The sequence below is a fragment of the Butyricimonas faecalis genome, assembly GCF_003991565.1.
Taxonomy (GTDB): Bacteria; Bacteroidota; Bacteroidia; order Bacteroidales; family Marinifilaceae; genus Butyricimonas; species Butyricimonas faecalis.
On record NZ_CP032819.1, the window covers coordinates 4,345,668 to 4,372,292 of the forward strand.

Genomic DNA, 26,625 nt, shown 5'->3' on the forward strand with positions numbered 1-26,625 from the left:
TATAAAAGAAAGCAATCGATTTCGATTTAAGAAATAAGTGCGGCGTCTATAAAAAATGACAAGTATGAATTGACAAAAAAGCAGGATACAAAAACGTATTTTGAGTATTGAAAACAAGTCCATAGAACAAAAAAGCGTGGAAGTGTGTTTTGACAAAATATTTTTACAATAAAAATCTAATAACATGTGGAATTTTTTAAAACCAGCACCTCACAAGGATTTATTACCGGAAGGTAAGATCGATTCGAGTTACAAGAGCTTGCGTTGGCAGGTTTTCGTTGGCATCTTCGTCGGTTACGCCGGCTATTACATCGTGCGTAAGAACTTCTCGATGGCGATGCCGTTTCTAACAGACCCCACCGGTCCTTACGGGTTCGACAAGGGTTCACTGAGTATCGTGTTATCGTTGAACGCCGTGGCCTACGCCCTGTCGAAGTTCTTGATGGGGAGCGTCTCGGACCGGAGCAACGCCCGGGTGTTCCTTCCCCTGGGTTTGGTACTGGCGGCCCTGTCCATGATGTTCATGGCCGTGCCGGTCGAGCTGTTCGGGGCGAGCACGACGTCCATCGTGATCATGGCCGTGCTGAACTTCCTGGTCGGTTGGTTTAACGGCATGGGGTGGCCTCCCTGCGGCCGGGTGATGACACACTGGTTCTCCGTGAAGGAACGGGGGACGAAGATGTCCATCTGGAACTGCGCCCACAACGTGGGTGGCGCCCTGGTGGGCCCGATGGCCGTGTACGGTGCCATGTGGTTCGGGTCGTGGTTCTACGGCGCGGACAGCTCCAGGTACTTCATCATAGGAACCTACATTTTCCCGGCGGCCGTGGCCTTGTTCGTGGCCTTGATCGCGTACGTGCTGATCCGCGACACGCCGCAGTCCTGCGGGTTGCCGACGATAGAGAGATGGCGGGACGATTACCCCAAGAATTACAGCGAGAAGCAGGAAGAGGTGCTCACCACGAGGGAGATTTTCTTCAAGTACGTGTTGAACAACAAGATGTTGTGGTTTATCGCCATCGCCAACGCCTTCGTTTACATGGTGCGCTACGGTTGCCTGGACTGGGCCCCGACCTACCTGAAGGAGGCGCAGGGGTACGATATTAAAGAAGCCGGGTGGGCTTACTTCGCTTACGAGTTCGCGGCGATCCCGGGAACCCTCGTTTGCGGCTGGCTCAGCGACGTGGTGTTCAAGGGACGCCGGGCGATCACGACGATCATATTCATGGCTCTCGTGGCGTTCTTCATCTTCCTGTACTGGCAATTCTCGGATAACTACATGATCGTCACGCTCTCCCTGATCGCCATCGGGTTCTTCATCTACGGTCCCGTGATGTTGATCGGCGTGCAAGCCCTCGACCTGGCACCGAAAAACGCCGCCGGCACGTCGGCCGGGTTGACCGGGTTCTTCGGCTACTTCTTCGGCACCGCCATCCTGGCGAACGTGGTGATGGGGTACGTCGCCCAGAGTTCGTTCGGCTGGGACGGCACGTTCGTCCTCTTGCTCGTCGCCTGCGCCCTGTCCATCGTTTTCGTGGGTTTCACTTACAAGGAGGAACAGTATCTGGTACAAAATAAAAAATAATGAATAGAATTATTCAGATCAACTATTAAAAGCAAATTGTATGAATAAAAAACATTTGATGAGTGGGATAGTGATTGTATTATTACTATTTATTACACCCTCGATCACCGCACAAACTTACCGGGAGATCAAGGGATGGTCAAAAGAAATCAATGAACGTATCGAAACATTTTTGAATACGACGCTGACCATGAATATTCGTAAAGTTGCAGTATTTGATGGGGATGGAACCGTGGTAGGTCAAGCACCTCACTACTTGGCTGATGAGGCGTTGTATCGTTATGCCGATAAATTTTACAAGGGTAAGAGCGATAAATTTTCCAAGGAGAAAATGGCAATTCTCAACCGGATGGTAAAAGACGGTAATAATGTAGGAAAGGCTTATGTTGAGGATCGTGCACATTTTTTGGCAGGCATGACTCCGGAGGAAGTTGCAAATTTAGGATACGATTGTTATGTAGAATCATATCAAGGAAAGTTTTACCCGGAAATGAAACAGCTTATCGCCAATTTGAAAGAGTATGGATTTGAAGTTTGGATACTGACAGCTTCTCCCGAGTTTTTGTATCAAAAATTTTTATCTGAGGAGTTGGGAATCCCCGAAGTAAATATTCTCGGGATGAAGTCTGTCGTGGTAAACGGAGTGTTGACAAATGAAATCGTACTGCCAATTCCGCAAGATGATGGAAAAGCGAATGTTATCCCGACATTCATTAAAACTCGCCCGCTTGTAGTGGGAGGAAATAGTCGGGGAGATATGGATATGTTGAATCAATCTTGTGGTTTGAAGATCGTCGTAAATCCGGATGACAAGACGGTACGTGGTCCAGAAGATGGTCCGATGAATGGTCTCACTGTAAAAGGGTATTGGGAAAAAGAAGGCGCTGTGATCGTTCGGTGTAATGATGTCAGAGATCCCAAAGTACGATTCCATACTTCAGAGTGGGGAATTAGAGAAAACGCGATTAATCCTAAAGAATAATTTCGAGAAGAATTATCCAACATAGTTACAATGAACTTAATTTATGTCATTATGAAAAAAAACTATTTATTAAATGTATTGGTGTTATGTTGTACTCTTTTTGTATGTACAATTGCTCGGGCCGAGTCTGATAAAGACGAACCTTCTAACACGAAAAGCGAGGCTGCGCAAATCAGCAACGACGATCTTGCGAAACAAGTAAATAAACTGTTATCCATATTGCCGAAATTCTCCGGTTATATTCAAACTGGTTATAACTGGGGAGACAAGAATGGTGATAATAGGTCGTCATTTCAATTGAAACGTATGCGTTTGATCATTGATAAAAAAGTTTCAAAAACATTTGATTTCCGCGCCCAACTAGAGTGTTTCTCGGGATCAGTAGATAATTCTGCTTACAAGAAAAAAGTGATTACTGTAATGGATGCCTTTGTTAATGCTCACATCACAGATGCTTTGCATTTTCGTGCAGGTCAATACTATTTACCACTTGGTTTCGAGAATTATGATATTTCCCCGGCTACTTTGGAGACGGTAGATTTTTCTAATATTTGCTATCGTATGGTGTGTCGTAACGCGATCTCTTCACCAGATCTTATTGATTATGGTCGCGATCTTGGAGTAATGGCTTATGGAGATCTTTTCAAGAGTAAAGATCAGAAATTTAGTTATTTGAGTTACCAATTATCTTTGACGAATGGTTATCTTCCGACGTTGAATGATGATAATAAATCAAAAGATTTCGTGGGTCGGATCACGATTCGTCCGATAGAAAAATTACGTATCATCGGTTGTTATAACTGGGGTGAATACAAAGGTTTGAACGAAAACAACGAGGTGAAGAATTACCTCCCGATGAATCGTTTCATCACTGGTGCTTGGTATTATGATCCGAATGGTCTTGATGTTCGTGCAGAGTACGGTCACATTCAAAGTGATGATGCTAACGTGAAAGAAGATGGCTTCTACGTGCTTGCTGCTTATAAATTAGGTAAATTTTTACCGGTAGTGCGTTATGACATGTATCGTGACAAAGCCGTTAAGACATCTGCAAACAACAAGGATAATTTCCTTTTAGGTTGTACTTATGAAGTGATCAAAGATGTTAAATTCCAATTGAATTATATCATCTCAACTTATCCGGACAAAGTGAAAGATGCAGGAACAAAAACCGGCACCGGTAATAGCTTGCAACTCATGTGTCTTCTTAAATTCTAATAATACTCAATCTTTTTACCAACAAATTAAATTATAGGATTATGAATAAATTATTTTTCGCTCTGGCATTACTTTTTATTGGAATGTCTGCAAGTGCTCAGCATCTAGGAACTGAGTATCGTTTGAAAAGAGTTATTCCCGTGGCAGGACGTCAAGGAATAGCCATTGACAGTAATTATTACTATGTGTCTGATACTAAAGTTCTTTACAAATATGATAAGCAAGGTAATCTTATCATGAAGAATGATCAACCGTTCCAGGATCCTAAGATAGCCAATCACTTTGGTGATATTGACGTGTATAATGGCGAGATCTATTGTGGAATTGAGAAATTCGAATACGGACGTGGTTACAATATTGCCGTGTCTATTTATGACGCAGAGACTTTAAAGTGGAAGCGTGATCTTCCTTGGTCTCCTGAATCAGGACAAGTAGAGGTGTCCGGTCTTGCTGTGGATCGTGAGAAGAATATGGTTTGGATGTCAGACTGGGTAGATAGCCGTTACGTGTATTGCTATAGTCTTGAAACAGGGCAATACTACACGAAAATGCAATGTCGTCCGACCCCCTATTGGTGTCAGGGAATCTTCATCGCAGATGGAAAAATGCTTTTTACTTCAGATGATGGAGAATCTTTGTACAATATTCCTGACAATATTTATGTTGCAGACATCACAGAAGTACATTTTACCGGTTTGCAGGAAGGAACTGAAGTGGTTAAAGACACTCCGTTCAGCGTGAAACTTGACAAAAACGGAAAGCCTGTGATGCGTAAAGGTAAAATTGCAGCCGGGGCAAAGGCCGGAAGAGTTGAGTTATTCCGTGAAATGAGTGATTTCCGTCGTGCTGGAGAAATTGAAGGTCTTTCAATTGACCCGGTAAATGATGATTTGGTTGTATTAAATAATCGTGGTACGTTGATTGTTCTTGGTATGTCACAAGGTCCGTTCAAAGAAGAGGGGTATACTGGAGAGATTCACGAACTTTATATCTACGAGAAAGTAAAATAATTCTTAGCGAAGGAATCTGAATTAAATGAAGATCCCCCGGGGCATAAAGACCTTGGGGATTTTATTCTTGCAGTAACTTCTTTACTTCACTTTTTAAATGGGGCAGGTGATTGACAACAATACTCCAAAGAATATCCACGGAAAGACTATCATAACCATGTATAATATAGTTGCGAGCATCCACGATCTTGCGAGCATTTGTGATGGCAAGATCCTTGTTTTCCTTTAATATTCTGTTCATCGCCTCACCGATAATTTCAATACATCTCTCGATCGCTCTTTGTAAACGTATATCTCTACAGAATTCTTCAAATAATTTCGGTTGCCCATCGAAGAAAGTTTCAATGTCATCAATCGCATTGAGTATATCTTGCAAATGTTTCTTGGTAAAGTTATCCATATATTAACGCTTTGGTTTGCTCTATATTTTCTTTCAAGTAATGGTTACGAATGGCATGTTCTTCCAGTAAATCGACTTCTCTTCCCAGAATATCTTCCAAGGCATATTTCAGATCAAAAAAATTACTGAAATAATCTGTTACTTGTGCTTTGTCAAAATTAACGATAAAATCGACATCGCTCTCTTTATTGAATCGATCGGTGAGAATAGAACCGAAGACAAATAATTTATTCACCTTGTATTTTTTGCATAAGGCAATTATTTGATCGATATTTAATTCAATTAAATTCATATTACTCTTTTCTCTGCAAATATAGTGAATGTTGAGGAGAAAACCATAATGTCGAGAGTAACTAACTATAAAACAAAAAAGCAGCCAATTTATTGACTGCTACCTCTGAGCTGATATCGGGATTTGAACCCGAGACCTCTTCCTTACCAAGGAAGTGCTCTACCCCTGAGCTACATCAGCAACTTAAAAAGAACTTACTCACTTTTCCTCCCTCTCTTCTTTTGAGCCTCTTGTCGGATTCGAACCAACGACCCCGAGATTACAAATCACGTGCTCTGGCCAGCTGAGCTAAAGAGGCGTTTCCTAAAAGGGTAAGCTTGCTATGTCGCACCGCTCAACCATCTACCCTTGCTGTCTTCCGACCCTGGGGGAGTTCGACAGGAGCTGGTCGCATAGGACTTACCCGGGCACAAAAGTACAAAAATCTTCTCAGTTACCAAATGTTTTCGTCCTTTTTTATAGGCTAATTTTTGGGTGTATGTTTAATGTATTGGTTTATAGAAAGTTGTTTGCAAAAGTATTTTGATTTTGTACAATAAAAATGTGGAATCATGTAACCTGAGGTGTAAAATTCGTGTATAAATGCTAGGAAAAGAAACAAATATTGAGGGCTGAACGATCCCCAAGAAGCGTATGCAGACAGAAAATAGAATAACGGGCGCAGAGTTTTTATAGGCTCTACGCGAAACTTTTTTCAAAAATTGATTATAAATTTGTGGCTAATGCATATAGATCATAGCGAATATACAATCCTTTTGGCTGACGATTCTGTTTCGAATTTGGAAAAGATGACAAGCTTGCTGGCCGGAGAGAATTTTAAATTGTTGTCTACTCTGGAGGCGAATGAGGTGTTTCTACTTGCAAAGTTGAGGTTGCCGGATATGATTATTATTCGCTTGGCACTAGAGGAAGGGAAGGGGGTTACGGTTGTACATCAGTTGAAACAAAGTGTACTGACTAAACAGATCCCAATTCTCTACATGACGATTCCCACTCGTTATGACGATTTTCGGGAAGTGGCCGATTACGAGGGGGTGGAGTTTATTTCTCGACCGTTGAGTAAGAGAGAGTTGATTCTGCGAATAAATAATCAATTGCTTTTACTGGAATCTCAGCGTATTATCGAGAGGCAGAATGAACGAATCCAGCGTGAGTCCCGTTCAAAAGATAAGCTATATTCCGTCATCGCCCATGATTTGCGAGCTCCGATCGGTACGCTTAAAATGATTCTTGAAGCGATTGATCACCAGAAGGAGAAAATTCCGGATGATAATATGAAGCATCTTATCAAAATGTTGCAAGAGACTACAGATGAGGCTTTCTTGTTGCTGGAAAATTTGTTGCTATGGAGTAATAGTCAAAATGGGTTATTACAGCCGTACGGGCAGGCATTTTCTTTCACTGAGGCGGCAAAGGAGGTGATCGTGTTGCAGGAGAATATTGCAGAGGCGAAGGGGGTCGAGATTTGCAATCATATTGATCAACCTTTTACCGGGTATGCGGATGTGAATATGATGAAGACTGTATTGCGTAATTTATTATCCAACGCGATTAAATTCAGTTACGCGGGAGGGAGGATTGATGTGGATTGCAAGGAAAAAAACGGTTTTTTGGAGGTAGCAGTGAAAGATAGAGGGCAGGGAATCAGTGAGGAGCATCAACAGGGGTTGCTGGATGATGGCTTACATTTTATTTCTTATGGAACGCAGAAAGAGAAGGGGAGTGGGTTGGGGTTACAACTCTGTAAGGATTTCGTGAAAATGAATCACGGAAAATTGTGGTTTGAATCGAAAGAGGGGGAAGGCTCCACGTTTTATTTTTCCATGCCTCTGAGCGAGAGTTTATAAAGTAATACTTTATAAACTCTAGGATACTTGCTGCAACTGGCTGTTTCCGGATCTTAATGCCTTGTACATTTTTAGTGCCCCCCATGCGTCGGTTGCCGCATAGTGTAATTGAGCCGGGGTTAATCGTGGAGCTTCCCAGTTTGATGTCCGTTGTCGTTTGGATATTTTCACTTTGAAAATAATGGACATTAATTTAGAGAATGACATCTCTTCTATGCCGAAAGCCTTGGCAAATATCTGTAAATCCAGAAAGCTTGCCGGGGTGAAATTGGCTAGTTTTCTGAGTCCTCGAATGTCATCGCGTATCCCAACGCCGATTTTCATTATGTTTTCATTGGCCAAAAGCTCCTGTAGCGATTCGGGCAGGCCGCATTTGTTCAAACGGAATAAATATACCCGTTTGTCAGTGGCCAGTTGTAACAGGCCTACGTGATGTGTTACCCCTTTTTTGAATGCCGGTTTGGTTTCCGTGTCGAATCCGATGTGTGAGTAGGATAATAAATCGTCCACGGCTGCATCCACTTTATCCTCATGATCAATCACGATGATCTCCCCGTCAAACGTAAAGTTTGGTAATTCTTCTATTTCTTCTTCGCTGATCTTCGTCTTGTATTCCATACCAATTTCTCCTACATGGAGTCATCCGTGTCTACAACTTTGTATATTGCTAAGTGAATAGCCCTTAATACGCTAGCACACGCCTTTCCCCAATATAATTCAAAACTGTTATTTAATTGCCATAATGCTTCCTCGATGACATCGATCATCCCGCTGCGATATGCAGAAATGAAATTTTTCAAATCTTGGTAAATATCACAAAGTTTCTCGGAAATCGAATTCACGACCGGAGCCTCACTGTATTGCATATTGTCGTCAAAAACCTCTAGATACTCGTCATGCTCGCCAAGGATCCGACTTAATGTTGCAAGTAATGCATTATAATCCTCTTCTGTCACCACTTCTTCTATCATTCCGAGGTTGTCGCTTTCGCACGAGGGTAGCAGACTTCCTTTCAGGTAAATGAGCGGGATAAACTTTTGTAGCTTCGAAAGCAATTCGCTAGGTTCTTCCTCGTGGGAACCTTCTAGATAACTGCAAAATTCTTTTGCTACGGCGACGAATTCAATGACCTCCCTGCTATATCCGATGTGTTGTAAATCGTCCATAATCTGTTTCTATTTTTCGCCACAAAATTACCAAATATCTTAGACTATCTGTAATATGTGGGAAAGTTTTTCATAATTATTCGATAATGTGAAATAAAAAAGTGCGGCTACGTCCATCACGAAGTAACCGCACCGAGACTAGCAACAATCTACATTCACTATATTCCCCGGCTATGACGTCGGGAATTCTCACTCTCTACCTATGCTAGCAATTTTTTTATTTCCCTTTTGATGTTGTCATCTGTCTGGTGAAATTGTACTATTGATACGCCCTGCGGGAAAAATCGTTGTAGAAATCCCGTTAAAAATCGATAAGAATTGAGCTTGGAATCCTTTTATATGCAAAAAGAGAGTCGGATTCTTACGAACCCCGCCAGCCCTTCCTTCGAATCCCTTAAAAGAAAAAAGAGAGTCAGATTCTTGTTCCAACTCTCATTTATCTCATTTTCAGCGGAAAGAGGGGGATTCGAACCCCCGAATCCCTTTAGAGGATTACACGCTTTCCAGGCGTGCCAGTTCAGCCACTCCTGCATCTTTCCGAATGCGGGACAAAGATAGAAATTATTTTTAATGAAAGTGTATATTCGGGAGGATTTTTAATGGTAAATCGTTGTAGTCTGAAAATCAAGGCATATGGATGAAATGGTGAATGTATGGTGGTAAACGCAAAAAAAAGCGGTCCCGCTCAGAGACCGCTATGTCAAGGAATCAAACTAAGATCACTTTTTTGGTGCGTGCTTCAGTGACCGATTGATTAAAAACATTAAATAATCGTAGTGTGCTTTTCGTATCAAGATTACTCACTCCTTGACCAAACAAATATAGTAATTTTTATTATTCAACAATGCTAATTTCTTTTAGTAAATTTGAAGCCCCCGCGTATTTGTCTATCATCCACAGAACAAAACGAATGTCAACGCATACACATTTATTATATTTCGGGTTATAATAGAGGTCTCCGGCCATAGATTCCCAATTCCCGTCATAGGCCAATCCGATTAATTCTCCCTTGGCATTGATTACCGGGCTACCGGAATTTCCTCCCGTGATGTCGAGATTTGTGGCAAATCCGGTATAAAGTTTGCCGTCTTTATCGGCATAGCGTCCCCAATCTCCTTTTTGGATAGCGGCCCAGCAGTCCGGGTTCAAGTTGAATTCCGGGTCGTTTTCTATGTATTTTTCTTTGTAGCCATCGATGGAAGAACGGTAATCATAGGTAACTCCGTCTTTTGGAGAGTAACCGCCAACCGTTCCGTAGGTGATTCGCATTGTTGAGTTGGCATCCGGGGGAAGCACGGTTCCCTTGTTCATCTCTACAAGGGCCTCCACGTAAAGCGTGCGTAAAGCACCTATTTTCTGAGTGTTATCTTTTAAATAATCGCGTAACTCGTAGTTTTTCGCTTGTGTGGACTTCGAGATTAAATATGCGGGGTCTTTGTCGATCGTTTTTTTGTCAACCCCCTTGTCCAACCAAGCAAACATACGGTCTTTCGTTGCTAGTACAGAATTTTTGTAAACGTAGTCTGTCAATTTCTGGTAGTCTCCTTTGAATTTTTTCACCAGTTTACCAATTTCTTCCGGAAAGAATTTCGGGTCGATGTTATTCACGTATAATTCAATCATAGCCGTGAAGACCTTGCGGTCTACCTGTTCGTCGTAATCCTTGAAATATTGTTCGCAAAAGTGTCTTAGATTTTTGCATTGGGAACAATCTTTGTGCAGGACACAACACCCTTGTTTTTCCATGGTACTTTCGAAGCCTTTAAAACGCATGGCCAAACGAGTCAAGTCAGCCCCGTTTACGATAGCTTCCCGGTGATAGATAGCCGAGGCCGCATAGGGAGCGGCGAAGGCGTAACAAGCTCGAAGTTCATCGATCAGGTTACCATATTTAGCTTTGCGTGTCGGGTCTGCATTGATCCATGCGGTTAGTTTGGTCTCCTCTGCTGTTTTGATTCCGACTACATCATATTTTTTCGTGTACTCACATTCGCCAATGGCATATTTCCAGTAGTTGCTGTTCATGAAGTATTTGGAAGCGTACTGGATGTTGATCTTCTCGTCGGCATTCATGGCTTCTCGCAGGATCGCTAATTTCGTGTCCCGCACCTTGATCATGGCGGGGTTCGTGATGTTGATTTTCTCGCTTACCCCAAAGGATGGCGTGTAGCGGGCAGTTGATCCCGGGTAACCCAAGACCATGGCGTAGTCACCTTCCTTAATCCCGTTTATAGACACGGGTAACACGTATTTCGGTGTGATCGGTTGATTGTCGGGAGAGTATTTTGCCGGATTTCCATCCTTGTCACCATACACCCGGTACATGGCAAAATCTCCTTTGTGCTGTGGCCATGACCAGTTGTCCGTGTCTTGTCCAAATGCCCCGAAACAAGTGGGAGGAGCTGCTACGAGTCGCACATCCTCGTACACTTTATAGTAAAATAAGTAATATTTGTTACCGCGTAACATGGCCGCACATGAGGCTTCATACCCTTTCTTCGCGTATTTCTTCTCGATCACGGAGTTGGCTCTTCTGGATGAGTAAGGGATGATTTCGCCATCTTTTTCTAAGCTTTTCAGTACTTTCCGGTATTCGTCTGTGACATCGATCACCCGATCCAAAAACATGACGGTTTTACCCGGGATGCGAATTTCTTCGCCTTGATTTTTTGACCAAAAACCATTTTTTAGGTAATCGTGTTCAAGGCTGCTCAACTTTTGAATATCATCGTAAGCACAATGGTGATTCGTGATCATCAAACCGTTTTTGGAGATCATGCTTCCCGTGCAACTTCCGTAATCCAGGGCCACGATGGCATCCTTTAAAGAAGGAGTGGTTTCGCTATATATTTCTTCTGCAGAGAGTTCTACACCCTTGGCTTTCATCGCCTCGTAATTGGTTTGAGCCATGAGATGGATCAACCACATTCCTTCGTCTGCCTTTGTTGTAAACGCACTGCTTACAATTAAGAGCGTAGCAAAAATACTTTTGATAAATGTTGTTTTCTTCATCCTGTTATTTTTTGGGTAATAATACGAATCCCATCGGGATTGTTTGGTCAGTACCAATGTCCTGTGTCATCAAGGGGCTGATGATCAGATTTACAACTTGTATGGGTATAAATCTCGCAGAGCAATTCATTTGGATTGCTCTGGCGAGATAAATGAATGATAAAATTTTTTGTGTTTTTATTCTACGGTTTTACCCGGTGTTTTGAAGGTTAAGGTGGCGTCAATTTCTTTGGTTGTCCCGTTCGTGTAATGGATTTTCCATTTCGGGGTTTGAAGAATTTCCCAAATTTTGTCATCGTCTAGCACATCCTTCACGTACGTGATCCGGATAACCGGGGTGTCACCGTTCAATGCCGTGGCGAATCCCATCACGCCATCTTGAGTGGAAAGGAAACTTCCCAAATAGGGGACTTGACGCTGAACTAACGGTTTATCCAATCCCGGGTAGGGCATCTCGTAAACAGCCGTGGCAGCATCTTCTCCGTATTTTTTCAAGGCAATTTGGAAACGAGAATTGGTTGCCGGGAACATCATTTCAAGGAACTCCTGACGACCGATCGTGTCTACTTGATTCGAGATGTTTACTAGCTCGTAGTCACATTCTACTTTCTTGATTCCACCGCCATGTACCTGCATTTCGAATTCACGGGTTTCGATGATGCTGCTTAATTCTTTTTTATCGATCGGTTTGTTGATATCCATGAATAATTTCACTTTTACCGGACAGTCATATTCGGTTTGGATGCCATAGAAGCCTTCTTTTTCACGAATAATATTTCCCAAGAAGGTCACGTCCATTTTGTCGAATAGTTTCTCAACGCCCAAGGTGATCACTTTCAATTGTTCCATTTCGGCTGGAGGCGTGTTCAGTTTCCGTTTTACCGGGGTAAACATGGCGTTTTCAACTTTTTCTTTGCTTGTCTCATCCGGGTTATAGTAAACCACGACAGCGAATCGATTCACGTAGGTCGTTACCCCGTAAACTCCCGGAACGTTTTTCATGCGGGCAGCAAATGCCTTGGAGCTACCGTAACATTTCACGGTTCTCATGCCGTCACGTTCGAAGGATTCCAAATGTTCTAATTTTGCAGGATCTCCCCAACGTTCATCGATGGTCGGCAATTCCCAATGGGTACCCATCCACAGTCCGACGAAGAAGAGAACAACGACTAGAATTGCGGGCAACCATCGGAATGCCGGTTTGCGGTTTATCTGTAAAGCATTTTTATTACATGTTCCCATACATTCACCACATAAGGTACAATCAATGTCTTTCACGACTTTCAAGTTTGCCACGTCAATTTGGTGCGGGCATTTTTTGCTACACAAGCCGCAGTGGGTACATTTTTCGTCATCCCGGGTAATGTGGAGTAATGGGAATACTTTGCTCTTGTGGTAAACGATCTCGAAAATGTAACCGATTACACAGCTTGCACCGAGTAACCAATACCATTGCATCGGTAGCCCGAAACGGCCTAAAATCAATGAGAGTATTAACAATCCCAAGAAGGTAAGCGTGAATTTGAACACGTTGCTTAATGCCCCGAGAGGACAGATGTATTTACACCAGAACATATTGATGAACAAATTCCCCAGGAATAGGCAGACTATAGAAATCGACGCCATCCACGCGGTAAGTTCGCCTTTGAACCCGGTTGCAATAGCGTAGTATGGGTCAAAGTTTTTACAGAATAATTCGCTACTTGAGATGGTCATGTAAAATATCCAGAATAACAGGATATACTTGATGGCTCTCAAAATTTTATCTACAACTGAACCTGTGGAGATGTTGATGTTTATCTTCATTTTTTTGCGTAAAACGGCCATCCATTCCGTTACCGTACCCAGAGGGCAGAGGTAGCCGCAGAATAGTTTGCTGAAAAGAATAACGCCGATTGCCAAGGTTACTCCCATCATGATCTGCACCATTGACATGCTGCATGCCAGTGTGTTTGAATTCAGGTAAGTTACGAGAGATTGCAGTCCCCCGAACGGACAATAGGCTTCGACATTGGCCGGCCCGCCTCCGACGAATACTTTTAAAATGAATCCGGCAATAACCGCAATTACACCCAATTGCAGTACATGTCTCCATAAGTTTTTCTTCATCTTGCTCATTTCTTTTTTTTAATATTTGTTGTTTTTGATTCCCTAGAATGATAGTCCTATCGTGGCTTGTAAGGTGGTCCAGTCCTTGCCGTCATACAGGCCGCTGGTAGATTTTTTATAATTGACATGACCGATAGCGTACAAGTTCATCCCTTTTTCCTTGTTGAGGAAATAGGTGTAACGAACGTTTATGCTTCCGGCGATTTTATCCGATGCGATGTACTCGAATTCCTGTTCCAGTAAATCTTTCCGTTGTGGGTATTCATCGATATTCGGTAAGGCTGTTTCGGCTTCCTGTTTCATTTTTAACATTGTGCCTCCACCGATCGTGTAAGCTCCATGGATGCCGCAATCCAGCATTCCTTTTTTGAGCAGGAAGTTTTTTTCGAATGAAAGATAACCTTCCATGTTTTTCAATATTTGTTGGAATTTGGCCGGGTAGAGACGATACACTCTTTCCGCGTAAAAGCCTTTCGCCCCGATTTGTGCATTCCAACAACTGTTGTACGCGGTACGATTGCGGAACAGGTTGTAATTTGCATCACAAACAATGGATTCGATAGAAGATTTATTCTTTTTCCCGAATTGAGTCCAAGTGCTGTTTTGGTTTATAACCTCCTTTTGTTGGATGTTTTCGTAGCCTAGCATGTTCGAAAAATCGGCTTGCAGGTTCATGTAGTGACTGTACTTTTCTCCGCTGATATTGAGTGCTCCGGTATAATTATATACACGTTGTTTCATTTCTCCTCCGCGCTCTTTGTTGTAGTTGGCATTGAAAATTTCCTGTTTCTTTTCCAGCATGGAGAATTGGTTGAAGAGTCGGATCCGAGAGGTATAGAATTCCACTTGTGCGGCACCGCCTAAGGCTTCATCCTGAATGTCCCGAGTGATACTGGTGGTTGAGGTTACCTGTTCGGATGTGTAGAATCACAACCCTTCAACGGAAAGAAGTTCCGGAGTCCGTCCGGTACCGATGGTTCTGATATTAATGTTTTCAATTTCTCTCTGGTAAATGAAGTTTAGTCCCAAGTTCACGTATTGGGAACGATAAACCACTCCCGGATACACTTTCAAGTTCACGTATGTGTTCTTGTTTCGGGCATCTTTTTTCTTGGCATTACTAGCAGTTAAGTAATCGATTTTGGCCCCGATGCTCCAGTGATTTCCGATCATGTAGCCGATACCGCCTTCCAGCATGTAAGTTTCCAGGGTTTGCCGTCCCGGCATACTGTCGGCAAAGAATATGGGGGAGCGGTACGGGTTGATAACGTTACACCACCCCATTTTAAGCCGATTCATGTAGTCAAAACTGAATTTCCCGTAGAAGAATACTTTGTTCAGTCTTCGGAAAGACTCTGTTTGCAGGCTTGTTTTATTGAACGCGTGGGGGGCATTTACATTTCTGAAATTGCCTTTCCCGTATTGGAAATCAAGTTCTACGATAGTGAAATCTTGATTTTCGTTGAATGTCAATCCGGCATAGTTTAAAGATTTTGTCCAAGGATTATTCGCTTTGACCCGATCCATCCGGTAAAAAATCTTCTCGTCGTCTTGGGTTTGGGCATTTACTGCCGACATCCCGGCGATGAGTAGACCCAGACCCAATGTATATATTTTTTTGAATTTCATAATCTTCATTTTTAGATACAGTTCGTCTATCTGTTTTTTAATGTGTTCGGAACTACTTCGAAATCCTCGCTGGAATTGTTGGTGTCCATGTATATGATTCTACCATCGATAATTTCATCTACTTTTCGGTGAACAGAATTACCCAGATAATTCGCTGGCATATAGGTGAATCCGGCATCGATGTTATTCGGGATTCGCTTGTTTGCTTTACTGGCACTCGCTACGCATTCAACTCCATCAATTACCCAATCTTTGTGTATCATCAGGTATTTTTGGCCAGAAGTTTTTGTTGGGTCTGGTTTAAAGTTTTCTGGATCATCACCATAGGCTTGTGCACTGATGGCTACGGATGTCGGAATTTTGAAAATTACCATAGCCGGTCCTGGTAAACTGATGCTATATGACGTACCTTGGGTATAACCGATCATCTTTAAGGGTTCAACACCCTGTGAGGGAGTGGATGCTGCTGTTAACCGCATATCCCAGAATGCAAAATCTATATTGGAAAGATCTACGGATTGCGAAGCAATATCCACATGGTTGATGGCATTGACTGCGATAATTGTTTCTTCTCCGGGTTGTAACGGGTAGTCTTTGCCTGTTCCGGGGAATTGCCATGCCATCATGAATAAAGGCATTTCATCCCATAAACTTCCGTCCTGATTGGTGAAGTTACTAGAACTGTTGCTCGTAGGTGGATATACGCTTCCTATGCACAGACTGTCCAGGTAAGCGACTTCATCGGAATTGTTGTAGATAGACATGTAAGCGTCTTTCCCATAGTTTTTATTGTCATCATTTTTACAAGAGGCATAGTAAATCTCTTTGATGATTAGCTGCTGTAATTTGGCATGGCTCAAATTTATCGTGTAAGTATCCCCATCTTTTGTGTTTTCATTTAATACGATTCGTTCCATTCTCCCGTTAAAGATGTCGATCGTATTTTCTCCTCTTTCCCGGTGTTGGGCTACTGCCTCGTAGAAACCGTATTCTGCGTTGAATGTTGCGATTCCGGAGGCGTCACATTGGCTTGTGTAAGTTAGTCCGGAAGTCGTACTGTATAATTTCACATCAATCCCTTCCGGGCTTATATCCTCATAACCTTCCGGCATGTTCACCTTGATTCGGGCTCCGATACTCATTTTTTCTTCTTCCAAGCATCCCGTGAAAAGGAATACAACCAGAAGTGTAAGTATATGATATGTTTTCATCTTTATTCCTTTTTTTATCCGTTAAAATTTCAGACTGATTTCAGCACCAAAACTAATGTCACTGTTTACTCTAAAGTCAGAACCGCTGGATTTGTAATATCTCCAAGGTTTGGCATTTGTGAAGTTGTTCGCATAGAAAGAAAGAGAGGCTAATTTCCCGATTTCTTTCGTCATACGCAGGTTCAACATGAAATACGGATCAAGAGAGTCTTCCACGAAATAGGTAGATTTATCGCTTTTGATCATGTGTTGGAATACCGGATCGTTTGCTTCCGTTTCTGTGAACGGGTGAATAGCTCCGTCCCGATCCATGTATGCAACCGGATTTATATACTTATTATAGGTTTTGTCTTTTTCTACATCTCCTTCAATTATGTTCCCGTCGTTGTCTTTCATGTAAGCCAGGCATTGTCCTTGGTATTTCGATAAGGCTTTCGATTTATCCATCCACACGCATTGAGCGCCTAACGTGAACACAAGTCGTAATTGGGGGATGTGGGTCACTAAACGCACGTTCGTGTTCAAGCGTTGGTACAGATTCCCGTTTCCGACATTGGTACCGCCCACGTACAACCCGACATAAGGATAAGGTTCATTATTTATATAGCGAGTTTCATGATTCATTTTGAGGCTGTTGTCGAATGTTTTGGTGTGGAAAAATGCTCCGTCCACGAGAATTGATGTCATGATCGCCTCGATCTTCCCGAAGTCGAAGGAGTACTCGATCCCCCATTTGTCAGTGGTGATGCCGTTATCCGGGCGTTGGAAAAGTCCGAATGTTTTTAAGATGCGGTAACCCACGGGAGTTCCGTTTTCCACGACTTCTCCGTTCACGTATTCCGGATTGGTCAAGCTGGAACTGTAGTTATATTCCCGGTATTGATAGGGAACGGCATAGTTGGCTTGGTTGTATCCATGGGTCAACTTCTCTTTGAAGTAAGCTAAGTTGGCATTAATATTGAATACTTTGAAGTCTACCCCGATTTCGAAGTTGTTACTTTTGGGGATTTTCAAATGATCGTTGTCCGTTTCGAATACATTCGTGGTGATCACGGCCAATTTACGATTATTGGCATCGTCTTTGAACGAGAAGCTGGCTTTGTCTATATAAGCCGGATCCGGGTACAGGTAGGCCAAAGTCGGCATTTTATGCTGAATTCCCCATCCTAGACGAATGCTTAAGCTTTCCCAGCCTTTCTTGTTCCAGCGATTTTCTAATAACGTTAGTCGGGCATTGAAACGCGGGTCCACGATCACGTCAAAATCTGCTCCTTTCGTGTCAATCTTGGTGAATCGGCTTCCGGCAGAAAGTTCTATTGATCTTTTGCCTATTTCAATTTTTACTTTATCTTCGATGAAACCGCTGTATTCATTGATATAGGGAATGTCTTTGAATGAACGGGGACGAATGTTTTGTGAGGGAGGATTGCTTGGGTCAAAACTTTTTCCTTTTCCTTCATTTCCTTTGGTACTCCATTCACCTCCTAGCATGAAGTTATTATAGAATATTCCGTATTTCCCGGAGATATTGGCTGTTAGTTTGGCTTGCGCGTAAACGGGTTTTCCCTCGATCTTCAAATCGCTATAGTATTCATAAGGCAGGAAACCGGCCACATGTTCCCCGGATTCCATGGCGTTCGTAGTGGCAGCCCCGACTGTTGTATGTTGTTCGTGGTCCCAGTTATATTGTCTCCCAAGGGATCCGGCTACGGTGTATTTCAGACTGGTTAACCAAGCTTTGTTTACCATCCAGTTTCCGTAGATATTCAAACTGATTTCCTGATTTTCAACTTTTGTCTTTTCTTCGGATTGCTTATCCGGGTCACTTTTTTGTTTGTCTAACGTGGTCAGACCTTTAAATTTGGCATTCAAACTGAAAGCTTTCCCCTGTGGATTGAACACGTTGGAGTAACCGATTTGTGCGGTCAAACGGTTATAGGATTTTGCCGGAGTTCGAATGTCATTCTGTGATTGCACGTAATCGGCGTCAATATTTAAAAATCCTTTATTTTCTCCCAAGGCAAAACCTTTGCCCGCATAAACCTGTTTGATTTTCGGGTCTGTCTTGAAACGTACCTCCAGGGGTGATTTCCCGGCCTTTGTTTTGACGATCACGGCTCCCGAGTTCAAGTCTCCGTATTCTGCAGAAGCGATTCCCCGGATAACTTCGATCGACTCGATGTTGTCCACGGCGATCTGACGGGCATCGATTCCGGTTCCGGCCGAAGTGCTTATGCCTTGATTGGATAGGGCAGTGGAGGTCATTTGCATGTTTGCATCATTTGACATACGTGCTCCGTCAACGATCACGGCAGTTCCGAAAGCGTTGGTGGCATCTTTTCCCGTGACATCGCGAATAGTCAGTTTCGAGATATCGTTTAAGTTCGGATTAACGGTCAATGCTCCCGGTAATAATTGCATCACGTCCACGATACTGGAAGCCTGTACGTGTTCCAATGCCGCTTTTTTAATGGAAGAAGAACTGCTAAGTTTGTTTCCAGCTGTCGCTGTCACGGTGACTTCTTTTAGTGCCAGGGTTTGTTCCTCTAGTTTTAGGATATATTTTTCAATATTTTTGCTTAGATTAATTTTCATTTCATAATCTTTGTACCCAAGGCAGGAAGCGGTTAAGGTATATTCGCCTTTTTTTACGTCTTTGAAAGAAAATTTTCCGTTGATGTCAGAAGTGGTCCATAGATTTAAGTCCTTGATATTGACCACTACAAAGGGAAGTGTTTCACCGGATTTCGCGTCTTGTATGGTTCCGGATAGGCTGACCTTTTCAGATTGGGCATACAAGTCTATCTGCCCGATCAAAAAGATAACCGTGCTTAAAAAAAACAATTTTTTCAAACTCATAGTAAGATCTTATAGATTTAGCTGTTTCTAATTAAAAAGTCTGTCCTCAATACATTCAAGTTTAGTGTCGTTAATATTATACTTCCCTAGCCACTCCTGCATTGCCACTTGCCGATCGGTCTTGTGCATATAGTGGTGTATACTGCCCACCAGAATGCCTAGTGCAATTCCTGCGGCAATGCTCATACCTAGGTGCCTTTTTCGGATCATCAGACCGGCATTGTCTGTTTTATTCCGGGTCATTTTTTTCATGATCCCGTTGTAAAAGTCCTCACGTACTTCCCTTACCTTGTCTTTTTCGATGATCTCTTCAATTTTCATGATTTTTCTCTCTTTGGTTATATGACAGACTTCGCAATAAAAACTTGCGCTGGTAAGATGTTTTTTTTCATCATTTCACGACATTTTTTATAGAATCTTTGTTTATCTCTAATGAATCGGATTCTATATTCTTGTAGTTCTGAAATTTATTGCATCGTTTACATTTTTCTTGATCCGTACATTTTTCTGCGCATTCCGAGCAATGTTTGTTAATCTCCAGTAAATCGATAAACATTTTTTCGAGTTTTTTCGATTGTTCTGGGGTGCATACCTTTTTTATATTGAGTAAATGTCGTGCTGTTTGTGTCTTCAATGCTTTATGCAAATGTCCCACGGAGGTGGCAATCTTGTTCAATTCTTCCGTGGACGGATTGGGTTTAGCCAGTTCGTTCAACATCTGATAACGTCTTTGGCAGAGTAATTTTAATACGGTTTGGTGTCTTCTTAGGACGTCTTTATCCAATTCGTTGATGAGTTTATACTGCTCATCAGTGAAATTCAGTTCTTTGCGTAAAAATTCATTGGATATGGTGGAGTTTTCACTCTTGTAGACTGTTTTTTCGGGTGTGAAACAGAAGAATACGAGAAGAGCCGTATTCAACATCAGCAGAATAATGTTCACCCAGTAAATCAAATACTTTTTATTTATTTTTTTCATGATAATATCTTTTATTTCGTGTTGAATATTTTCTCAAGATTACTTTTCGCACGGAAAAGAAGCGATTCCACGGAGGAGAGAGTAGTCCCCATGATCTCAGCAATTTCCTTGTATGAAAGTTCTTCATACTTGTTTAGGATTAATGCTGTACGCTGGTTTTCAGGAAGTCTGTCAATGGAACGGTGTAATAATTCCAATTGTTCCTGTTCTTCCAATAGCTGTTGTTGTGGCATTTCAGGCGATAGTGCCACCTCTTGTTGTTTCCATGATTCAATATCGACTTTTATGGCTCGTCCCCTGGGGGATTTGCAGTGATTAATGGATCTATTCACCGCGATTTTGTATAGCCATGTGGATAATTTACTTTGGAACCGGAATGTGCTTAGAGACTCAAAGACTTGGATAAAGACGTCTTGGGCGATATCTTCTGCCTCATCCTGATCATGAACGAAAGCATAACAAGTATTGACAACCATCAGTTGATAGGTGTCAACCAATAGCTTAAAGGCTTTCTGATCGCCTTTAAGTATCGCTTTTATCATCTCTTTTTCGCCCATATCAAGATTTTCTCACACTTCTCATTTGGGGAATATCGCTTAATCCCTACAAGTAAGATGGTATTACGACAGATGCCGTGATATCATAAAACGTTCTTTTATTGATCTCAAATGTAGTAAAAATATTGAATGTCCAAAAAAAAACAATGTTCATTTATTTAACAGGCAATAGACAAGTACGCTTATATTGAATCCGTGATAATGCTATCGATATGCAGGAGGGGATAACGTTGATACGGGGACAGAAGATTTAAACAATAGTATTCGAAGGAAGTAAAAAAATTATCCCGGGGTTGAGATCCGGGATAAACTGCAAAATCCAATTCATTACTTTTGAGAAGTAATTTCTGCCAACAAAAGAGTTTTATCAGACTGGTTCTTCACGTTCACAATGATTTTCATCTGTTCAAAGAATCGTTTTACTTTCTCGTCAATACCGGAAACATAAATCATTTTTATACCACACTCCACTAACCACTGGGTAAAATAATTCATATTCCGATTTTTCACTTCACTATTTTTTATCGAAATGATTTTATCATCTTCAGTCGTAATAGTAGATACTTTTATCGCCTTTTTCCCCATGTTTTCACCGAGGTGGCAAAGCTGGTCGTCTTCAAAAAACAAAGCTGCTTTCATAACTTTATTCGAATGGTTTATATCATTATTATCACAAAAATCACACCAGAATCATACGAATGAAAGACAATAAAAGTTTATTTTTATTCTTTAATATATTGCAATCAATATGTCGGATTATCGTTATACTTTAATTATTTGTTTCCCTAGCTCTGTCAGGCGGTACCTTTGAGTGCTACTATTGGGTTTATCTGGTTTTGTCATTTCTATAACACCACATTCTAGTGCAGGTTTTAAATAATTTCTCCGGAAGTGTTCTCTGTCTGAAAGGTTTAGTCTGTTTTGGAGTTCTAAGCGATTCATTTCTCCAGTCAATGCCTTTAAAAGTTCTTTAACTTGCGGGGTAACTTGCGGGGTAACTTGCGGGGTAACTTGCGGGGTAACTTGGGGGGTAACTTGGGGGGTAGTCTTTTCTAAAGCAGGGAATGTCATACGCAAAAAATTCTCTGTGAATTTGAAGCATTCTTTCCCATAACACCTTAGAATACGAGGTATTCCGGAGCCTAGATGTTCAACTAAATCCAAGTCTCTGAATACTCGCATCAATTCTTTGTTGCGGGGTATGGAATAGCCTTCAAAGAATTCTTTTTCAGTCATACCTTGTGGCAAACTTCCAAATGAAGTGATTTCTATTCGATCATCAAAAAATTCAAATTTAGGAGGTACTTCAGACGTGTAATCATTGTGTACTATAGCGTTAATCACTGCTTCTCGTAAGGCAACGGAATTCCATATTCTTTTTTCCTCTCGTTCTTTTGGGGTAATCTTTGCTAAGGTCTTGTTTTCAACGTTGATTTTATCCAATACTTGTTTAGTTGCTTTGACCAACGAACAATAACCATATTCATTGTTTTCCATTAAGTCGACACGGTCAAGGCCTTCATATTTAGCAACTTTTATAGACATGCCATTCGCGTCTGCTAGTAAATAGGCCACGTAGTTATATTGTCCATCTTCAGTGAGCAATTCAAGGTTCGTTGCGAATTGTTGATTTAATGCTTTGTTAGCTCCCTCGTAATATATTTTTAATTGCTCAAAATTAAGATTCTGGTTGGGAGCTTTTATTTTGCCAATTGAATTGCGGGTACGTTTAGCAAAGAGTGATTCAATCATTTTTACAGGCATGGGTTCTGCAGCAGTCCCCACTCGAATGAATGTACCTTTTTCTGACATCCCGAGCTTTTTTATATAATAAGGTTTTTCGGGGCCACTGGCAAATGTGATTTTTATTACATCCCTAGAATCAATATTTTCTGTAGCTATATCAAATAATCCCATGCAAGATGGAGTAATATTGTTTTTCAAACGATCTTTGATTTTGAGTATGTCACGATCGATATCAGTAACTCCGATTGCTGTGCCAGTTTTTTCAATTCCGATATAGAGTACACCTCCTTCTAGGTAATTAAGAAAGGCTACAGATTCTTTTTCTAAATCATCGGTGAGTTCTTGTTTGTATTCTATACGGTTTGTTTCAGCATTCATAAACTTGATATTAGCTTTAGTGATAAGACAGTCTATTCTTTACAAAGATACTATTTTGCAATGGTTTTGTTTATAAAAACAATTAAAAATACGAATTATTTTTGTCTATTAGGGTTTATGGGCAAAGAGATTGCCCATAAACTCCAAATTTCCATTCCCCCTTCTGTTAGACGGATTGTAGGGAAGGATAATGATGCATGGGAGAATAGACAGACTAAATAGTTAAAAGGCACACACGGCACGCACCCGGCATCCGTGAATGACGCTGGAACCTTTCTTATATTCTGTGCGCACGTAGGCATTCCCTAATTCCACTACAAAAGCGAGGTCTCTGTAGGAGGCGTCCTCTGAAGAAGACCAGTACGAATAAGCTCCCAAGGGATTACCGCCGGCCGTTTGCAAGGATGCGTTGACTATATCTCGGGTCTGGATGTAAGTGTCATTAGATTGTTTATAAACATCATCAACATCCTTGTAGCAAAGCATGTGCAATTCCTTTTCCGAAGGAAGAAACCAACCGGTGCTGTTTGCCGGTGCCGGATTTCTTGCGGGAAAGTTTGCCAGTGCAGCAACAGGAAGAACAATGTAATCGTCTTTGCCATTTGCCTTGCAATAAGCGTTATATGCCAGCAGCACTTGCGTGTTCTGGTAGCCGAGGATTCGATTTATATTGTCGGTCGCTCCTCTATCTGAGGCGATGGATGCGTAATCCGCTTTGTTGATGGGGTTGAAGTTCGTTCCGTTCTGAAAATCTTTCACGAACTCGGAAGAGGCTTGCCATACCATAGCTGTTGAGACATTTTTAAATGATACGGCCAGTCCGTGGGTACAGGCAGGAAAATCTGCTGCCATAATCTTGTCATCTGTCAGTGATGCGGGGGTCTGCCGTCCGGTAGTTTCGGTTTCGGCCGGAGTCCAAAATACGATAGCTGCCACGTTTGCTTTCTGCTCGGCAGTGAGGGGTGTATCCTTGGGAAGCAGGTTACCATCGGTGAGTAGGTAGTCTCCCACCTGTATCGTGTAACTTTTCCTTGTCACGGGTGCGTTGTCCACCTCGTATATCTTGTATTTGCCGGCAGTAAGACCGGATGGGGTGAAGGAGAACTCCTTGTTTCCGCCGTTGTAGCTTCCCTCGATGGTCGGGGAAGATGTTGCGTTCGGGTGCACCACGTAGCGATATGCATCCTCCATACGCCTTGGTTTGGCCGTGCCGGCGAACGAGGTCGGGGTAATAACGGTGTAGTCGGGAATCCTTGCGTCGGTAAACTTGTAAACGGTCGTCGGCATTTCGATGACGGCCAATGCCATGCGGTGGGTCATGGAGAAGGAAAGCCGAAGAGTGTTATTTGCGTCTTTAGCGGCAGTACCCTTGGCGGTCATCAGATCGGAGGCCGTGTAGGCAGCATGGGTGCTTTGGTCATCCTGCGGCTGCCACGAGTTGACGAGCGGTCTGAAGAACGACACGTCCGTCAGAGTCGCACCCGGCGGGACGGTAGCGGTTTTGCCGTCCATGTTCGCCTGATACGGGTAGTAGAGGTAGTAGTGTTCATCCGACAGCCCGCCGGAAAGCATTGTTCCATCATCGGGTTTCCAGACGATATTGCCCGTGGCTGCATCCCTCTCGGCAGTCAGTTTCACGTTGGAATAGATCATCTGGGAGCCCCGCACCACATAGAGGCCACAGGCATCGCCTGTCGTGAATTCTGTTGCATAGTCCTTTTCCACGGTGCGGGTGGTGGGACTGGCATTCGGGTCGGCACTTGTCGCAGAAATATATCCGCCGTCAGTAACGGTAATGGAGAGTTGCTGCGCCTCGTCTTGGATGGCAGAAAGCTCTTCTTTTGTACAGGCGGCAAGCAACAAGAGTAACGCGACTTGCAGGAGGTGGTATATGTCTTGTATCTTCATGTTCTTGTTTTTAATGGATAAATGGATTAGACATGTAAATAGGTCAGAATGCGAGTACAGGGCGTACCCTGTAGCCCATGAACTCGTCGTATTTAGGATATTTGCCCGCCTCGCCATTAGAGTTTATGTTCCAGGCGATTTCCGCCTGGCGGTTGTACTCCGTACTCGACCAGCGTTCGGCAATCCCTAACTTTATAGCATTTGCAGGTTGTTCGGGTTTCGAGGTGTCTTTGAGTGGAAGTTTGCCTATCTGCCCGTCAAGCAGGTCACGACCGGATGTACCCTTGCTGTTACCCTGCCCCAGGAACATGACCTTCAATTCCTCACAAGAAGGCCAGTACCAACCGCTGCTGTTGGAGGGTGCTTTATAGGCCTCTTTCATCGAAAAAGCATCAAGGGCATAGAGCGGTTTTACCCGTCTGTTGTCATCGGGCGAAAGATGTTCGTTATATGCACGGATAGCGCAGGTGTTGGCATAGCCGGAATAAGAATCTGTTTCCTGTATATCGGGTATTTCGATAGCGCCGATGGCTTCGAGTATCGAAATATTGTTTTTAATCCAGTCGTAGACAGACTCGGAATCGCCATAAGTCCAAGTCATTATTCCGTTGCCATCTTTAGGCTCTCCGTTTTCGTCGATATCCCAGAGTGACATGACGATGCCGTGGGTGCCATTGGGAAATTTCGTGTCCAGCAATCCGGAATTGTCACCGGTTATATCGTCTAAGTAATAGACGATTCCGATGCACTGATGTTGACTTAACGCGAAAGAGGCTTCCTGCGGAATGACATAACCGTTGCCTTCCGCGTCTCGGCAATAGAAATCACCCGGCTGCATCGTGCACTTCTTTACTGTTGTTGCTGCGCCGTCCACTTTATAGCGTTTGTAGCTGCCTGCCGTGGCTGAGGGGCTGAAGGAGAACTCTTTCTGCTCGTTATCGTAGCTGCCTGCGAGCGAGGGAGAGGTGGCGGAGTTGTAGAGGAAACGGTAGCAGCCATCGGTGTTGCGGAATGGCAGGTTATTCCCCGTGAAACTTGCCGCTACCGGAGTGGTGAAGTCGGGAATATCCGTTGCGTTCTCGAACTTGTATGTCGTTGCGGGCATCTCGATGACGGCGAGAGCCATGCGGTGGGTCATGGCGAAAGATAGCCTAAGCGTGTTGTTTGCGCCTTTGGCGGCGGTTCCCTTAGCGGTCATCAAGTCGCTCTTCGTGTAGTTGTCGTATGTGCTTTGGTCTTCTTGCGGCTGCCATGAGGCGATGAGCGGAGCAAAGAACTCGGCATCGGTCGGTGCGTTCCCCGTAAGGGCTGCAGTCTTTCCGTCCATGCTTGCCTGATAGGGGTAGTAGAGATAATAGTGTTCGTCCGATAGCCCGCCGAAAAGCGTCGTACCCTCCTCGGGCTTCCATACGAGGTTGCCCGTGACGGCATCCTTTTCTGCAGTCAGTTTCTCGTTGGAATAAATCATCTGTCCGCTGCGCACCACGAAGAGGCCGCAGGCATCGCCTTCGGTGAACTCGGTGGTATAACCGTTCTCCGTGGCACGGGTGGCGGAAGTAGCACTCGTGTCATCGGTTGTCGCGGAGGTATAGTCTCCGTCAGTAACGGTGACGGACAACCGTTGCGCTTCGTTTGGGACGAATGTCGTATGATCATCGGCAGTGCAGGACGCGAGCAACAGCGTCACCGCCAAAATGGGATATAGAATTTGTAGCTTTGTCATAGTTTCATTTTTTA

At 43.0% G+C, this 26,625-nt stretch carries 20 protein-coding genes, 3 tRNA genes, 1 other RNA gene and 1 pseudogene; 5 read left to right on the forward strand and 20 right to left on the reverse strand.

Annotation, left to right across the window (positions count from 1 at the left end; genetic code table 11):
* Window positions 1-184 precede the first annotated feature (184 nt).
* Genes pgtP through D8S85_RS18570 form a run of 4 tightly spaced genes read left to right on the forward strand, consistent with a single transcriptional unit; the run spans window position 185 to window position 4,795 of the window.
* On the forward strand, window positions 185-1,585 hold the full coding sequence (gene pgtP, locus D8S85_RS18555) for a phosphoglycerate transporter protein PgtP (RefSeq protein WP_127075493.1): 1,401 nt from the start codon (window positions 185-187) through the stop codon (window positions 1,583-1,585).
* A 40-nt stretch (window positions 1,586-1,625) separates the two neighbouring features.
* Complete coding sequence (locus D8S85_RS18560) at window positions 1,626-2,567, forward strand: HAD family hydrolase (RefSeq protein ID WP_106481947.1); 942 nt, start codon at window positions 1,626-1,628, stop codon at window positions 2,565-2,567.
* A gap of 51 nt (window positions 2,568-2,618) precedes the next feature.
* On the forward strand, window positions 2,619-3,785 hold the full coding sequence (locus tag D8S85_RS18565; RefSeq protein ID WP_106481949.1) for a porin: 1,167 nt from the start codon (window positions 2,619-2,621) through the stop codon (window positions 3,783-3,785).
* A gap of 41 nt (window positions 3,786-3,826) precedes the next feature.
* Complete coding sequence (locus D8S85_RS18570; RefSeq protein ID WP_106481950.1) at window positions 3,827-4,795, forward strand: YncE family protein; 969 nt, start codon at window positions 3,827-3,829, stop codon at window positions 4,793-4,795.
* Between the two features lie 61 nt (window positions 4,796-4,856).
* On the opposite strand, the gene D8S85_RS18575 is transcribed toward D8S85_RS18570, so the two are convergent.
* The 5 genes from D8S85_RS18575 to ffs form a co-directional block, all read right to left on the reverse strand.
* The gene (locus D8S85_RS18575; protein ID WP_106481952.1) at window positions 4,857-5,195 is read right to left on the reverse strand and encodes a HepT-like ribonuclease domain-containing protein; all 339 of its coding nucleotides are present in this window, start codon (window positions 5,193-5,195) and stop codon (window positions 4,857-4,859) included.
* Complete coding sequence (locus D8S85_RS18580) at window positions 5,188-5,487, reverse strand: nucleotidyltransferase family protein (RefSeq protein ID WP_106481954.1); 300 nt, start codon at window positions 5,485-5,487, stop codon at window positions 5,188-5,190. The genes D8S85_RS18575 and D8S85_RS18580 overlap by 8 nt, the downstream gene beginning before the upstream one ends.
* A 108-nt stretch (window positions 5,488-5,595) precedes the next feature.
* A tRNA-Thr gene (locus D8S85_RS18585) sits at window positions 5,596-5,667 on the reverse strand.
* Window positions 5,668-5,711: 44 nt separating this feature from the next.
* Window positions 5,712-5,785, reverse strand: a tRNA-Thr gene (locus D8S85_RS18590).
* 8 nt (window positions 5,786-5,793) lie between these two features.
* Window positions 5,794-5,892: signal recognition particle sRNA small type (gene ffs / locus D8S85_RS18595), an RNA gene on the reverse strand.
* Window positions 5,893-6,209: 317 nt separating this feature from the next.
* Between ffs and D8S85_RS18600 the strand changes: the two genes are divergently transcribed.
* Complete coding sequence (locus D8S85_RS18600; protein WP_106481956.1) at window positions 6,210-7,334, forward strand: hybrid sensor histidine kinase/response regulator; 1,125 nt, start codon at window positions 6,210-6,212, stop codon at window positions 7,332-7,334.
* Window positions 7,335-7,352: 18 nt separating this feature from the next.
* Here D8S85_RS18600 and D8S85_RS18605 read toward each other — a convergent pair whose 3' ends face one another.
* The 15 genes and pseudogenes from D8S85_RS18605 to D8S85_RS18680 form a co-directional block, all read right to left on the reverse strand.
* On the reverse strand, window positions 7,353-7,952 hold the full coding sequence (locus D8S85_RS18605) for a 3'-5' exonuclease (protein ID WP_106481958.1): 600 nt from the start codon (window positions 7,950-7,952) through the stop codon (window positions 7,353-7,355).
* An 11-nt stretch (window positions 7,953-7,963) separates the two neighbouring features.
* The gene (locus D8S85_RS18610) at window positions 7,964-8,500 is read right to left on the reverse strand and encodes a DUF5063 domain-containing protein (protein ID WP_106481960.1); all 537 of its coding nucleotides are present in this window, start codon (window positions 8,498-8,500) and stop codon (window positions 7,964-7,966) included.
* 451 nt (window positions 8,501-8,951) lie between these two features.
* Window positions 8,952-9,039: transfer RNA gene (locus tag D8S85_RS18615), tRNA-Ser, on the reverse strand.
* Between the two features lie 295 nt (window positions 9,040-9,334).
* The gene (locus D8S85_RS18620; RefSeq protein WP_106481962.1) at window positions 9,335-11,512 is read right to left on the reverse strand and encodes a S46 family peptidase; all 2,178 of its coding nucleotides are present in this window, start codon (window positions 11,510-11,512) and stop codon (window positions 9,335-9,337) included.
* 177 nt (window positions 11,513-11,689) lie between these two features.
* On the reverse strand, window positions 11,690-13,621 hold the full coding sequence (locus D8S85_RS18625) for a 4Fe-4S binding protein (protein WP_228423268.1): 1,932 nt from the start codon (window positions 13,619-13,621) through the stop codon (window positions 11,690-11,692).
* 42 nt (window positions 13,622-13,663) lie between these two features.
* A pseudogene (locus D8S85_RS22310) lies at window positions 13,664-15,259 on the reverse strand (DUF6850 family outer membrane beta-barrel protein).
* Window positions 15,260-15,276: 17 nt separating this feature from the next.
* Window positions 15,277-16,461 (reverse strand): DUF4876 domain-containing protein, encoded by a 1,185-nt coding sequence (locus D8S85_RS18640; RefSeq protein WP_106481967.1) that lies wholly within the window; start codon window positions 16,459-16,461, stop codon window positions 15,277-15,279.
* 21 nt (window positions 16,462-16,482) lie between these two features.
* Window positions 16,483-19,320: a TonB-dependent receptor gene (locus D8S85_RS18645; RefSeq protein ID WP_106481969.1), complete on the reverse strand. Its 2,838-nt coding sequence runs from the start codon at window positions 19,318-19,320 to the stop codon at window positions 16,483-16,485.
* A gap of 27 nt (window positions 19,321-19,347) precedes the next feature.
* Window positions 19,348-19,641 (reverse strand): hypothetical protein, encoded by a 294-nt coding sequence (locus D8S85_RS18650; RefSeq protein WP_106481971.1) that lies wholly within the window; start codon window positions 19,639-19,641, stop codon window positions 19,348-19,350.
* A 70-nt stretch (window positions 19,642-19,711) separates the two neighbouring features.
* Complete coding sequence (locus tag D8S85_RS18655; RefSeq protein WP_106481973.1) at window positions 19,712-20,299, reverse strand: Spy/CpxP family protein refolding chaperone; 588 nt, start codon at window positions 20,297-20,299, stop codon at window positions 19,712-19,714.
* 11 nt (window positions 20,300-20,310) lie between these two features.
* Window positions 20,311-20,856, reverse strand: a complete 546-nt coding sequence (locus D8S85_RS18660) for an RNA polymerase sigma factor (protein WP_106481975.1) — start codon at window positions 20,854-20,856, stop codon at window positions 20,311-20,313.
* A 327-nt stretch (window positions 20,857-21,183) separates the two neighbouring features.
* On the reverse strand, window positions 21,184-21,495 hold the full coding sequence (locus D8S85_RS18665) for a hypothetical protein (protein ID WP_106481977.1): 312 nt from the start codon (window positions 21,493-21,495) through the stop codon (window positions 21,184-21,186).
* A gap of 123 nt (window positions 21,496-21,618) precedes the next feature.
* The gene (locus D8S85_RS18670; protein WP_127075499.1) at window positions 21,619-22,980 is read right to left on the reverse strand and encodes a Fic family protein; all 1,362 of its coding nucleotides are present in this window, start codon (window positions 22,978-22,980) and stop codon (window positions 21,619-21,621) included.
* Between the two features lie 222 nt (window positions 22,981-23,202).
* On the reverse strand, window positions 23,203-24,888 hold the full coding sequence (locus D8S85_RS18675) for a fimbrillin family protein (protein ID WP_158641642.1): 1,686 nt from the start codon (window positions 24,886-24,888) through the stop codon (window positions 23,203-23,205).
* Window positions 24,889-24,931: 43 nt separating this feature from the next.
* A complete protein-coding gene (locus D8S85_RS18680; RefSeq protein WP_106481981.1) occupies window positions 24,932-26,611 on the reverse strand; it encodes a fimbrillin family protein in 1,680 nt (559 codons plus the stop codon).
* Between the last annotated feature and the right edge of the window lie 14 nt (window positions 26,612-26,625).